This is a genomic window from Proteus appendicitidis, from assembly GCF_030271835.1.
Lineage (GTDB): Bacteria > Pseudomonadota > Gammaproteobacteria > Enterobacterales > Enterobacteriaceae > Proteus > Proteus appendicitidis.
In genome coordinates, this window is sequence record NZ_CP127389.1 from 2,804,652 (window position 1) to 2,817,879 (window position 13,228).

Sequence of the window (13,228 nt, forward strand, 5' to 3'; positions counted from 1 at the left end):
CGAAAACTCTATATTGCAGGAGTTATTATTGATGACGCATTCTACACACTAGAGACATTATACTCAAAGAAACGTTCATCAAACACAAACATTTATGCTAAGACTTGCATTTATTTGTAATTTTTTGCGGGTAATTTCCAGATATAGAAACGTGTTAATTTAAGATAGATATTATTACAAAAGCAGCATGACAAAAATAATGGGGCAAAGGCCCCATTATTTTAATCAACTCATTATTCTTGAATTTGAACTTTAAGTTCATGAGGTGGAAGCCCTATTTGCAATACAATAGGTTCAAAACCTTCATCTTTGCTCCACCAAGTCGCCACTTTTTTGGCCAATAAAAAACCAAGGGCGCCCCCCACAAGTCCACTACAAAAAATAGCAAATTCACTCGAAAACCAAAGGCTCGCAATGCCTGCGACAATAAATAAGCCAATAAGTGGCGTTAAATACACGAGCATTGCGGAAAGAAGTAGATTATTTTCAGGAATACCCACTTCCACTTTTTGCCCTTCAACTAAAGGTTGTGCAACGGGAAGTTCGAGTTGATGAACTGTCTCAGGTCCTATTTTATTTAATAAATAAGAGCCACACGCAGCGCGAGCTTGGCAACTACCACAGCCAGAAGAAGATCCGTAGCGTAATAACGCCCGTCCTTCATGCCAATGTATAACTGTTGCCCACTCTTTAACCATAACTTATACCCTTTTACTTTTTCGTAAATACAACACTATTAACTATCGCTTGTGCCGTAGAAAATGGTAACTGACCAATAAAGGTAATTTCATTACCTTCTTTGTCATAGGTATAAATTGTATTACGACCATACCTCAACATTTTATCGCGTTCGGGCGAATTAGCGTGTTGACCACTTTTATTAACATAAATAGAGAAATCAAATAAGCCATCGCTAAATAAAATAGACTGACTAAACTCAGTTTCAGAAATTTGATGATTACTGCGTTTTACCTCTTTAAAACCCTCAGGTAATTGGCCAACCGACCAGTTATAAACCAAAGGTTTAGCTTTTGGTACAAGTAATAAAGGAGGCATATTGACGGTACGTAACGAATTAAGTTCAGTTTCGACTTCACTCCCTTCATTAACGGTGATCACTCGAAATTGTTCAATGATGTCATTATTCTTATCTAACAGATCGACTCTTAAAGGTAGATATCTTTCTTCATCTATAAACAAGACATAATCATAACGGTCATTATTTTTTGATAGCACACGAACAACTCGGCTTGGAATATCACCAATATGTGTTCTACCTGCATCAATAAAATTATAATAACCAGATAATTCATTGAAATCTTGGTAAATGATAGAAGGGATATAATCAACGATATGATCATTCCTTAAGCTAAAAGCATCTAAGCCCGGCTCAAAATAGCTAATTTCATCACCACGTTGAACTATTTCACGGCGAGTACTATCCATTTGCATTAATTGTGCAAGTGGTTTGCCATCAATAAGAGTGTGACGGTAGCGAATAGGAACAATACCTTGAGAATTGATATTGATAAAAGATAATTCATAGGTAGAGCTTTGACTTGTCTGACCCATCTTTTGCAACAAAGCCTCGACACTACCTGTTTGAGGTTGTGCCAAGGCTTGTATCGGCATTGACAGGCTGCCCACCAGCAATAAGGTGGATAACCATGATTTTTTCATTACGACTGTTTTATTCCCACACGTTATTTATACATTAACATTTATTATTACTGTGCTACTGCAGGTTGAGTTTCACCTTTAGCGTTAACTGGCGCTTCATTTTGTGGTGCATTATAGATGCGACGATCTAACTCATACTGTTGCAACATTAATCCAAGGCGCTGATTACGCTCTTGTAAACGTGTTTGCTGGTCTTTACCTAAAGTATCATTTTGAAGATTTAAGCTTACTGGTGAACCTGAACCCATAATAGGTTGAGTATTAAATACAGGTGTATCTATTTGAAAATCTTCAGAACCACTTTTTCCATTATATTGCTGAACACCAACAATAACAGCTAATGAAACACAAGCCGCGACACCGATTTGAGTTAACTGACTTGCCCAAGGACGTAACGTTTGTAAGAAAGAGTGCTGACGCCATTGCGATGGCGCAGGTTGCTGCTCTTGCTGTTGTTCAGGACTTATGCGAACAGGTTCATTCTCTAAAGCGAGCGCAACGCGACTTGCGATATCGAAGTGGACTACTTCACCTACATCACCACGCATTGTGTCACGAATTAAATGGTAGCGTTGCCATGTCTCTTTCATGGAGTCATCACGAGCAATTGCACCCATTAATTCTTTATCAAGAACTTCGCCATCCATAAATGCAGAAAGTTTTTCTTTTTGCATGTAAAAGTACCCTTCAGTCAATGATGGTTCACCCACAATTAAAACTCTTGTATTAATGGTTGAACCTTATTATCAATAGCTTCTCGCGCCCTAAAAATACGTGAACGTACTGTTCCGACAGGGCAATCCATAATGACCGCTATCTCTTCATAGCTTAGCCCGTCAAGTTCCCGAAGTGTAATAGCAACCCTTAAATCTTCAGGTAATGACTCTATGGTGTGAAAAACCACTCTCCGTAACTCTTCAGACAACATTAAATTCTCAGGGTTCGAAATTTCTTTTAGTGCATTGGGTGATTCGAAATTTTCAACATCACTCGCATCTAAATCATTCGAAGGCGGACGTCGCCCCTGTGCGACCAGATAATTTTTTGCTGTATTCACAGCAATACGATAAAGCCATGTATAAAAAGCACTATCTCCACGGAAAGAACCGATGGCGCGATAAGCTTTAATAAAGGCTTCTTGCGAAACATCTGGTACATCGCCCTGTGGTACATAACGGGAAATCAGGCTTGCTACCTTGTGTTGATAGCGGATAACCAGCAAATTAAACGCTTTCTGGTCACCATTTTGTACCTTTTCAACCAACATTTGGTCCGTTAACTGCTCGCTCATTAGAGATGGACTCTCCCGAAGTCAAGCTTCGCACTATTTTTAAATGACTCCGTCATATTTACTCTCGTTATTCCTTCTCGTTTTTATGAGCTACAAGACTTAGAGCGCAAAAATAGTATGAAGTTCAATTCAATCATTATTTTAAGAGATGAATCACAAAAAAATCATCATGGTGATCACCCAACCAAAATGCAATTTGCCAATAAAAAAACGATAACACAATGATATTATTTAAATATATACGATTACTTACAACAATATATATTATCTTAACAAGATATTATTAAATATAGATTTAATAATATAAATAAAAGTCAGTTACCCAAGATTGGAACTTATCGGTATAGCGCCCTTCATTATTACGAATAATAAGTTCATCTATACTGCATTCAACACTGCTTTGATTTTGCCTTTGAAATGCCAACAAAATTCGATGATAAGGTTTATCTTCGCTGTCTTTAATATTAACGCGTTTTGCAACGTTCCACTCTTTCTTTTCTGCAATTTCAATAAATTGCTCACCAATAGAATAAGGTAACACAACACAAAACAAACCCTCTTCGGCGATAAGTGATTGCGCACTATCTAGCAATCCCTCGTGCGTTAAAGTTTTGGTATAACGTGCTTGCTCACGAACATCATTACGACAAGCAATTGCTGGCTCAAAATAAGGAGGATTACTAACAATCAAATCATACTTGTGTTGCGCTTGCTCTACATAATAATGAATATCACTATGATAAATATGAATAAGTGAATGCCATTGTGACTCTTGGGCATTTTCTGTAGCTTGTAATGCTGCCTTCTCATCAAGCTCAATGCCATCTATACACTCAATTTTATTCGCTCGTTGAGCCAGCATTAATGCAATTAATCCACTCCCAGTACCAATATCAAGTGCTCTTTTTACATTATCGATAGGCGCCCAAGCTCCTAATAAAACACCATCTGTACCCACTTTCATTTCACACTTATCATGAGCAACAAAAAATTGTTTAAATGTAAAACCACCTTTGCGTAATCCTGCTTTTTTCACTTTCTTTTGATTCATCTATTGGCTCTATTGATTTGTACAGCAATCTCTTTTTTATTGCTTATCAATCATGTCACGGAAAAAGAGATATATGGTAAGATAACGTTTCTACAACCCCTATCTTAACATTAAACTATTTGTATACGATGCACGCTTATTTAGATTAAGCCTAAAAACAACGAATACCTTCGTCTATCGGTAATATATAATGTGATAGCGGTAAATCCTCTGGCTTTTAGCGGGGGATAATGTCAAAATCCGCGCCCTAAACAGAGGTATACAATGACAGCCACGACATTTTCCAGTCTTGAACTTGATGAAAGTTTATTGACCGCATTAGAAGAAAAAGGATATCAACGTCCTACTGCTATTCAAGCAGATGCCATTCCTGCTGCAATGGATGGACGCGATATTTTAGGCTCTGCGCCAACAGGCACAGGGAAAACTGCGGCCTTTTTGCTTCCGGCAATTCAACACTTGCTTGATTATCCACGTAAAAAATCAGGCCCACCACGTATTCTTATCCTGACTCCAACACGCGAACTTGCCATGCAAGTTGCCGAACAAGCTAAAGAGTTATGTGCGCACACACATTTAGATATCGCCACAATCACGGGCGGTGTTGCTTATATGAATCACGCTGAAGTCTTCAGCGAAAACCAAGACATCGTTGTCGCAACAACAGGTCGTTTATTACAGTACATCAAAGAAGAAAACTTTGACTGTCGTGCAGTAGAAATGCTGATTTTAGATGAAGCAGATCGCATGTTAGATATGGGTTTCGCTAACGATATCGAAACTATTGCAGGCGAAACTCGCTGGCGCAAACAGACATTACTGTTTTCTGCAACACTGGAAGGTAATGCGGTTATTGATTTTGCACAGCGCATCCTCAACGAACCTGTTGAGCTTAATGCCGATCCTTCTCGCCGTGAACGTAAAAAAATTCAGCAGTTCTATTATCATGCTGATAATCTTGAACATAAAACAGCGTTACTGGCTGCATTACTGAAACAAGACGATGTTAAAAAATCGATTGTCTTTGTTCGTAAAAGAGAGCGTGTAAGAGAGCTTGTCACCGCGTTAGAAAAAGAAGGTATTAAATGTAGCTACCTTGAAGGTGAAATGGCGCAAACACAGCGTAACGATGCGATCAAGCGTTTAGAATCCGGCAAAATGAATGTGCTTGTTGCCACAGATGTTGCTTCTCGTGGTCTTGATCTTGATGACATCACACACGTTTTCAACTTTGACTTGCCTCGTACTGCGGATGTTTACTTGCATCGTATTGGTCGTACAGGACGCGCGGGCCGTAAAGGTATCGCCATTTCATTAGTTGAAGCTCACGATCACCCATTATTAGGGAAAATTGGCCGTTACGTTCAAGAGCCAATTAAATATCGTGTTGTTGCAGAACTACGTCCCGAAACCAAAGCACCTAGCCTGAAAGCAACATTCAAACCTTCTAAAAAAGTGCTTGCTAAACGTAAAGCAAAAAAAGAAGAAGAGAAAAAAGCAGTTAAAGAAAAAGTGCGGACTCGCGATCGTAAAAATATTGGTAAACGTCGCAAAGCAGTTGCTGAGCATACAGAAAAAAAGATTGCACCTACTGCACCAGCTAAAGAAGCGAATACTGATAACGAATAATCTGTACTCTTGCTGAACTTATAAAAAAACCGTAGCGATATAATATAGCTACGGTTTTTTATTTTATCTTTTTTCTGCTTTTATATAGATATATAGATATATAGATATATAAAAAAAAGCCCGATATTTTCATATCGAGCTTATTATTAACTGATTACTTTAGTGAGAATTACAGGCTTTCTGTGAAAGTACGAGTAATAACATCACGTTGTTGTTCTGGAGTCAGTGAGTTAAAACGCACAGCATAACCAGAAACACGAATAGTTAATTGAGGATATTTCTCAGGATTGTTAACAGCATCTTCCAGTGTTTCACGGCTTAATACGTTAACGTTAAGGTGTTGACCACCTTCTACACGAACAACCGGTTTAGATTCTACAGGCACTTCACGGTATTCGATATTGCCTAACTCTTTACGGTTAATCACTTGGCCTTCTTCAAAACCTTTTTTAGCACAGATGCAACGAGCTTCGCCGTTTTCATCATCTAATAACCAGAAAGAGTGTAATAAATCGTCGTTATCAGCTTTAGTAATTTGGATACCAGTAATCATTTCGACCTCCAATTTGGGCGCAAAATCAAATTCCAATCTCATATCAGAACTTGGGTATTTGGTCTAACCAATGTTTCTGTCTACTTATATACCAGTATAAATGGCATCATTCTTTGATAAATATCAATAAAATTCATAAGCTCTTTGCCCCGTAAGGTGCAAAGTGTTGTTTTAAATCAACAATCATTTATCGTTGATTTGCAATTTTTTTTGTAAATTTTCAAATAAAAATTGAAGGAACAATTAATTTTTATTTTTGGACCGTAATATTTTCATTCCCCTGATGAAATCGGTAAGCTTAGACACTATAAGATATCAACAAGGATTTTAGGTTATGACTACACCATTAACTTGGCATGATGTGATAGGCGCTGAAAAAGAAAAGCCTTATTTTCATCAAATTATGTCTCAAGTCGCACAACAAAGAGCCGCAGGTAAAATTGTTTATCCTCCTCAAGAAGATATTTTTAATGCTTTTCGTTTTACGCCTTTTGATAATGTGAACGTAGTTATTTTAGGGCAAGATCCTTATCACGGCCCTAATCAAGCACATGGACTCTCTTTTTCAGTACGACCAGGCGTGCCAGCACCACCTTCATTAGTCAATATGTATAAAGAACTTGAAAAAGAATACCCTGATTTTAAACGCCCTAACCACGGCTATTTAGAAAGCTGGGCAAAACAAGGTGTTTTATTACTTAATACCGTATTGACGGTAGAGAAAGGTCAAGCTCATTCTCACGCTAACTATGGTTGGGAAATCTTTACTGACGCAGTAATCGAACAAATCAATCAGCGTAGAGAGGGGGTTATTTTCCTACTTTGGGGCGCTCATGCTCAGAAAAAAGGACGTTTTATTGATACAAATAAACACGTTATTTTAAAAGCACCTCATCCATCCCCGCTTTCTGCTCATAGAGGCTTTTTAGGTTGTGGTCATTTTAAACAAGCCAACGATATTTTACAGCAACAAGGTCGCAAACCGATTAATTGGCATCTTGACCCCATTGAATAAAATCATCCTATAAAACATAAAACCGCACAATAACAAGAATATTAAATAATCTTCGTATTGTGCGGTTTACTTTATCTACATGCAATAACTCATGTGATAACGAATGTTTTATCGATATTATTTAGAAACAATAACCATAGCTGGGCGCAATAAACGACCGTTTAAGGTGTATCCTTTTTGCATAACATCAACAACATGATTAGCGTCATGTGCAGGGCTATCAATTAAAGTCATCGCTTGGTGAACTTCAGGGTTAAATACCACATTTTTTTCTTCAACCACTTCAATTCCAAATTTATGAACAGCATCTAAAAATGATTTCAGCGTTAATTCTAACCCTTCAATCATTGGCTTTAATGATTCATTTTCATGATCAGCCGCAGATAAAGCACGCTCTAAATTATCGAGTACAGGTAACAACTCATTAGAAAACTTCTCAAGCGCAAATTTATGTGCTTTCTCAACATCTTGTTGAGTACGGCGACGAATGTTCTCAACTTCAGCTTGAGCGCGGATCATTGCTTCACGCTCTGTCTTTTGAGATTGCTCAAGTTGTTTTTCGAGAGAATCAACACGCGCTAATGCTTCCACTAATTCAGCTTGAGCATTAAAGTCCGCTTGTGCTTCTTCGGTCATTGTTGGCTCTTGAGACTCATTCATTGCAGATCCCATTCCTTCTTTTTCTTTTGAGGCTTGCTCTTCATGTACATTTTGTTCTTTACTACTCATGAACATCTCCGCGTAGTTTTGGTATTCATCTTCATATTTAGTTTATTATGGGGATCAATAAACGGGTTTCAAGGAATTGGCGCAAAACGAGGGTAAAAAAATGCCAGATAATACCGTAACAGACGAAAAACACTTTAAATGCATTGGCATTGTCGGCCATCCCCGCCATCCTGAAGCAATTTCAACGCATGAAATGCTCTATCATTGGCTATTGGCTCAAGGTTATGACGTTATTATTGATACACAAGTTGCTCAAGAACTAAAACTAGAAAATGCACAAACCGGTAATTTAACACAAGTTGGCAAAGTTGCTGATCTTGTCATTGTTGTTGGTGGTGATGGCAATATGCTTGGCGCTGCGCGTGTTTTATCTCGTTATAATATCAAAGTGATTGGTGTTAACCGGGGTAATTTAGGCTTTCTTACTGACCTTGACCCTGATAATGCCTTACAGCAATTAACCAATGTGTTAGCTGGGCACTATCATGAAGAAAAGCGTTTTTTACTTGAGGCAAGAGTCTGTGCTGAAGGTCAAAGAAATCGCATTGGTACAGCAATCAATGAAGTTGTGCTTCATCCTGGTAAAGTTGCTCATATGATTGAGTTTGAAGTTTACATTGATGATCGTTTTGCTTTCTCTCAACGTTCTGATGGCTTAATTATCGCAACACCAACGGGATCAACGGCCTATTCACTTTCTGCGGGAGGCCCTATTTTAACCCCAAATCTTGATGCAATTGCTCTTGTGCCTATGTTTCCACATACTTTATCGGCACGTCCTTTAGTTATCAGCAGTGATAGCCAAATTCGCTTAAAATTCTCACAAACAAATATCGATTATGAAGTGAGTTGCGATAGCCAATTAGTGTTACCCATTAAAGAAGGCGATGAAGTTATTATTAAGAGAAGCCGTCAAAAGCTCAATTTAGTTCATCCGACTGATTACAATTATTTTAATACACTCAGCTCAAAATTAGGTTGGTCGAAAAAAATGTTCTAATTTTTTTGCCTCACTACTTTACTGTATAAAAAACCAGTTTATACTGTATGTAATTACAGATATGTTTTTATACACAGGAGAGGCACTATGCTGACTCAATTAACCATTAGTCATTTTGCCATAGTCCGTGAACTTGAAATCGATTTCTCTGGTGGCATGACCACCATTACAGGCGAAACTGGCGCAGGTAAGTCTATTGCAATTGATGCACTAGGTTTATGCTTAGGTAACCGTGGTGATGCCAATATGGTGCGCCCTGGTGCAACTAGAGCCGATTTATGTGCACGATTCTCACTCTCTGATACGCCCTCTGCACAACGTTGGCTTGAAGAACATCATCTTGATGATCATAACGAATGCCTATTAAGAAGAACTATCTCTGCTGATGGGCGTTCTCGTGGTTTTATCAATGGCACTTCCGTACCTCTTTCACAATTAAGAGAGCTTGGTTCTTTACTTATCCAAATTCACGGGCAACATGCTCATCAACAACTTCTAGAGCCTCGCTATCAAAAACAACTGCTTGATATTTATGCCCATGAACCGGCTTTATTAAAAAGCATGAAGTCGGCTTATCAAACATGGCATCAAAGTTGCCAAACTTTAGCCGCTTTTCAACAACTCTCTTTAGAACGAGAAGCAAGGCAGCAACTGGTTGATTACCATTTAAAAGAACTCAATGAATTTCAGCCAGTACAAGGCGAATACCCAGAATTAGATCAAGAATATAAACGTCTTTCTAACTGTGGTCAGTTTTTAACGCTAAGCCAAAATAGTTTACAAATTTTAAGCGACAACGAAGAGCAAAATATTTTAAGTATGCTCAATGTAGCTAAACATGAAATTACTGAACTGACCTCTATGGAAAGTCAGTTCAATTCACTACTAGAAATGTTAGAAGAAGCAACGATTCAAATTAGTGAAGTGAGTGATGAACTTCGTCATTATAGCGATCGTTTAGAGATGGACCCTAATCGCTTATTTGAAGTAGAAAAACGCATGTCTAAGTACATTAGTTTGTCACGTAAACATCGCGTTGCACCTGAAGAACTCTATGATCTTCATCAGCAATTAATTGAAGAGAAGAATGCCCTACTTCGTCAAAATGATGATTGTGACGCTTTAATAGAACAAGTCAAAGCTGACCATTTAATTGCATTAGATATTGCAAAGCAATTGCATCAAGTTCGCCAACAATATGCAAATGAATTAAGCCAACTTATCACTAACAGTATGCATCAGTTATCCATGCCACATGGTTATTTTACTGTTGATACCTATTTTGATGACAGCTCACTGCAAATCGATGGTGCCACAAAAGTTGAATTTAATGTCACCACAAACCCAGGGCAACCTCATCAAGCGCTTTCTAAAGTGGCTTCAGGAGGTGAGTTATCACGTATTGCACTCGCAATCCAAGTGATCACCGCAAAAAAAATGGATACTCCTGCACTTATTTTTGATGAAGTCGATGTAGGTATCAGTGGCCCAACAGCAGCTATTGTGGGTAAATTATTACGTGAGTTAGGCGAGTCTACTCAAGTTATGTGTGTAACTCACTTACCTCAAGTTGCAGGTTGTGGTCATCAACACTATTTCGTTAATAAAGAGACAAATGGTGAAGAAACTGAAACAACCATGAAACTGTTATCGAAAAAAGAGCGTCTACAAGAGCTAGCCCGTTTGTTAGCAGGCAGTGAAGTCACCAAAAATACCTTAGCAAATGCGAAAGATTTGTTGGCTGCATAACGATTAACAAACTTTTATTGATATTTAGGGTCATAGGCAGAGTGTGAAAGGTTTTCAATTGCTGCGTTGTCGATTATCATCGTCACTATGACCCTAAAAGGAATGTAATAACCATGCGTTTTAAACTGTTAAAAGTTGCCGCCTTATCTTTAGTCGTAATGACTTCAGGTTGCTCTATGTTCGAGAGACTGGTTTATCACCCAGATATCAATCAGGGAAATTATTTAACGCCAGCCGAAGTCGCAAAAGTTCAGCAAGGAATGACACAGCAGCAAGTTCAATTTGCCCTTGGTACGCCAATGCTTAAAGATCCTTTCGGAAGTCAGACTTGGTATTATGTTTTCCGTGAAGAGCCTGGTCATCAGAAAGTACGTCAAGAGACGCTGACCCTGACTTTTGATAGTAATGGCATACTGACTAAGATTGATAAACAAGGCAATATGCCTAACTTCTCAGCGCCTGAAACAAAATCGTAATACGATAACAGCGCTAAGAAAGCTTAGTTTTGTATAAGATTGGCAAAAACGAATTGCACCCCATACGTTAAGGTTGACGTTGGGGTGTGTTTTTATAAAGAGAAATTGCTTTTATAACAGTGTTGTCTTGTATTGTGTCTGTCTGTAATCAAACGGCCTATCAATGCAGTATATGATGCTCTCCCTATTGGGCAAAAAAGCATAATATTAATCCGCTTTTTGTCGTGCTTTCTCAGCACGTTTACGACGCATTTCTTTAGGATCAGCAATTAAAGGTCGATAAATTTCAACTCTATCACCGTCTCGCACATTATCGCTTAACTTTGCAGGTCGGCTATAAATGCCCACTTTGTTCTTAGTTAAATCAATATCATTACAAATCGTTAAGATATTTGAAGCAATTATGGCTTGTTCAACAGTGTCCCCTAATGTTAATTCAACAGGGATAAGGTACTGTTTGTCGGGCAACGCATAGGTTACCTCTACCGATATTTTAGTCACGATAGATCTCTTTCGCTCTGAGAGTAAATGCTTGAACCATATTATTCGTTAAATCCTTAAAAATACGTCCAAAAGCCAACTCAATTAATTTATTAGTGAACTCAAAGTCTAGCTGAAATTCTATTTTACACGCATTATCATCAAGTGCGGTAAACACCCATCCTCCAGTTAATTTACGAAAGGGACCATCAACAAGACGCATATCAACACGTTCATTAGTCTTTAAAAAGTTATGGGTAGTAAATGTTTTACTAATTCCCGCTTTAGAGACATTTATTGATGCAATCATTTCCTCTGGAGTGCTTTTGATCAGTTTACTTCCAACGCATCCTGGTAGAAAATCAGGGTAAGTAAGAACATCATTAACCAGTTTAAACATTTGCTCTGTGCTAAAAGGGACAAGAGCAGATCGACTAATCTGAGGCATAGTTATTCCTGTACGACAACACTGTGTGTGATCATATCATTGAACAGTGACTAATTAAAAATCTAATGGAATATAGCTTAAGTTTTATGCAATTGAAAAGAAAACAGTCGGTTAAATGATTTCTTTCTATTGCTCATACAGTATAATGTGGACATTATGACAAAGAAAAAATCACACAAACCAGGTTCTGCGACCATTGCGTTAAACAAACGCGCTCGCCATGAATATTTCATCGAAGATGAGATAGAAGCGGGCTTGGCGCTCCAAGGCTGGGAAGTTAAATCACTGCGAGCCGGTAAAGCAAACATCAGTGATAGCTATGTTATCATGCGTGATGGCGAAGCTTATCTTTTTGGTGCAACGATTACGCCTTTAAATGTTGCATCAAGCCATGTCGTTTGTGATCCGACACGTACCCGTAAACTATTATTAAAACAGCGTGAACTTGATAACCTTTATGGTCAAATCAACCGTGATGGTTATACCGTTGTTGCACTTTCTCTTTATTGGAAAAACGCTTGGTGCAAAATCAAAATTGGCGTTGCAAAAGGTAAAAAAGATCACGATAAACGTGAAACCATTAAAGATCGTGAGTGGAAATTAGACAAAGCACGTATTATGAAAAATGCTAACCGCTAAATTACGTTAAGTACTAGCAATGACAAGTATTTTTCTGATATACTCGCTGTCAACAACTTGGGGCTGATTCTGGATTCGACGGGATTTGCGAAACCCAAGGTGCATGCCGAGGGGCGGTTGGCCTCGTAAAAAGCCGCAAAAAAGATAGTCGCAAACGACAATCAATATAAAGCACTAGCAGCTTAATAACCTGCTTTGAGCCCTCTCTCCCTAGCTTCCGCTCTTAAGACGGGGATAAAGAGAGGTCAAACCCAAAAGAGATCGCGTGGATGCCTAGCTTGGGGTTGAAGCGTTAAACTTAATCAAGCTAGCTTATTCATGGCGCGTCTGTCCGCAGTGGGTAAGTGAAATTAAAGATAGACTAAGCATGTAGTACCGAGGATGTAGAAATTTCGGACGCGGGTTCAACTCCCGCCAGCTCCACCAAATTATCTTCTAAGGACGTCCAAAGAAGACTGAAAAGCCCGCTAACTCAATGAGTTGCGGGC

General features: G+C 38.5%; 15 protein-coding genes and 1 other RNA gene. 7 read left to right on the top strand and 9 right to left on the bottom strand.

Features of this window, described 5'->3' with window-relative positions; all coding sequences use genetic code 11:
* Positions 1-233 precede the first annotated feature (233 nt).
* The 5 genes from rseC to trmN all read right to left on the bottom strand — a co-directional run bounded on the left by rseC (position 234) and on the right by trmN (position 4,022).
* Positions 234-698, bottom strand: coding sequence for a SoxR-reducing system protein RseC (rseC, locus tag QQS39_RS13210; protein ID WP_151435660.1), 465 nt, complete (start codon positions 696-698; stop codon positions 234-236).
* A gap of 13 nt (positions 699-711) precedes the next feature.
* On the bottom strand, positions 712-1,680 hold the full coding sequence (gene rseB / locus QQS39_RS13215; protein ID WP_285804687.1) for a sigma-E factor regulatory protein RseB: 969 nt from the start codon (positions 1,678-1,680) through the stop codon (positions 712-714).
* A 47-nt stretch (positions 1,681-1,727) separates the two neighbouring features.
* Complete coding sequence (rseA, locus tag QQS39_RS13220) at positions 1,728-2,354, bottom strand: anti-sigma-E factor RseA (RefSeq protein WP_265576071.1); 627 nt, start codon at positions 2,352-2,354, stop codon at positions 1,728-1,730.
* Positions 2,355-2,392: 38 nt separating this feature from the next.
* A complete protein-coding gene (gene rpoE, locus QQS39_RS13225; RefSeq protein WP_006533574.1) occupies positions 2,393-2,971 on the bottom strand; it encodes an RNA polymerase sigma factor RpoE in 579 nt (192 codons plus the stop codon).
* 295 nt (positions 2,972-3,266) lie between these two features.
* Positions 3,267-4,022: a tRNA(1)(Val) (adenine(37)-N(6))-methyltransferase TrmN gene (gene trmN, locus QQS39_RS13230; protein WP_285804688.1), complete on the bottom strand. Its 756-nt coding sequence runs from the start codon at positions 4,020-4,022 to the stop codon at positions 3,267-3,269.
* Positions 4,023-4,286: 264 nt separating this feature from the next.
* Between trmN and srmB the strand changes: the two genes are divergently transcribed.
* Positions 4,287-5,651, top strand: a complete 1,365-nt coding sequence (gene srmB, locus QQS39_RS13235; protein WP_265576072.1) for an ATP-dependent RNA helicase SrmB — start codon at positions 4,287-4,289, stop codon at positions 5,649-5,651.
* A 169-nt stretch (positions 5,652-5,820) separates the two neighbouring features.
* Here srmB and grcA read toward each other — a convergent pair whose 3' ends face one another.
* The gene (gene grcA / locus QQS39_RS13240) at positions 5,821-6,204 is read right to left on the bottom strand and encodes an autonomous glycyl radical cofactor GrcA (protein ID WP_023581591.1); all 384 of its coding nucleotides are present in this window, start codon (positions 6,202-6,204) and stop codon (positions 5,821-5,823) included.
* A gap of 334 nt (positions 6,205-6,538) precedes the next feature.
* Here grcA and ung point away from each other — a divergent pair, with 334 nt between their 5' ends.
* The gene (ung, locus tag QQS39_RS13245; protein ID WP_151435664.1) at positions 6,539-7,219 is read left to right on the top strand and encodes a uracil-DNA glycosylase; all 681 of its coding nucleotides are present in this window, start codon (positions 6,539-6,541) and stop codon (positions 7,217-7,219) included.
* Between the two features lie 117 nt (positions 7,220-7,336).
* On the opposite strand, the gene grpE is transcribed toward ung, so the two are convergent.
* Positions 7,337-7,948, bottom strand: coding sequence for a nucleotide exchange factor GrpE (grpE, locus tag QQS39_RS13250; protein WP_151435665.1), 612 nt, complete (start codon positions 7,946-7,948; stop codon positions 7,337-7,339).
* A 100-nt stretch (positions 7,949-8,048) separates the two neighbouring features.
* Between grpE and nadK the strand changes: the two genes are divergently transcribed.
* From nadK to bamE, 3 genes are all read left to right on the top strand, one after another.
* Entirely contained in the window at positions 8,049-8,948 is a 900-nt protein-coding gene (gene nadK / locus QQS39_RS13255) for an NAD(+) kinase (RefSeq protein WP_151435666.1), read from the top strand.
* Between the two features lie 87 nt (positions 8,949-9,035).
* Positions 9,036-10,697 carry a DNA repair protein RecN gene (gene recN / locus QQS39_RS13260; RefSeq protein ID WP_285804689.1) on the top strand — a complete coding sequence of 554 codons (1,662 nt, stop codon included), beginning with the start codon at positions 9,036-9,038 and terminating at the stop codon, positions 10,695-10,697.
* Positions 10,698-10,810: 113 nt separating this feature from the next.
* The gene (gene bamE / locus QQS39_RS13265) at positions 10,811-11,173 is read left to right on the top strand and encodes an outer membrane protein assembly factor BamE (protein WP_198619714.1); all 363 of its coding nucleotides are present in this window, start codon (positions 10,811-10,813) and stop codon (positions 11,171-11,173) included.
* A gap of 207 nt (positions 11,174-11,380) precedes the next feature.
* Here the strand turns inward: bamE and QQS39_RS13270 are convergent, their stop codons facing one another.
* Positions 11,381-11,674, bottom strand: coding sequence for an RnfH family protein (locus QQS39_RS13270; protein WP_151435669.1), 294 nt, complete (start codon positions 11,672-11,674; stop codon positions 11,381-11,383).
* Positions 11,667-12,101 carry an SRPBCC family protein gene (locus QQS39_RS13275; RefSeq protein WP_069367808.1) on the bottom strand — a complete coding sequence of 145 codons (435 nt, stop codon included), beginning with the start codon at positions 12,099-12,101 and terminating at the stop codon, positions 11,667-11,669. The genes QQS39_RS13270 and QQS39_RS13275 overlap by 8 nt, the downstream gene beginning before the upstream one ends.
* A gap of 156 nt (positions 12,102-12,257) precedes the next feature.
* Here QQS39_RS13275 and smpB point away from each other — a divergent pair, with 156 nt between their 5' ends.
* Both smpB and ssrA read left to right on the top strand, forming a co-directional pair.
* On the top strand, positions 12,258-12,740 hold the full coding sequence (smpB, locus tag QQS39_RS13280; RefSeq protein ID WP_109370996.1) for an SsrA-binding protein SmpB: 483 nt from the start codon (positions 12,258-12,260) through the stop codon (positions 12,738-12,740).
* Between the two features lie 59 nt (positions 12,741-12,799).
* Positions 12,800-13,166, top strand: a transfer-messenger RNA (tmRNA) gene (ssrA, locus tag QQS39_RS13285).
* The last annotated feature ends 62 nt before the right edge of the window (positions 13,167-13,228 follow it).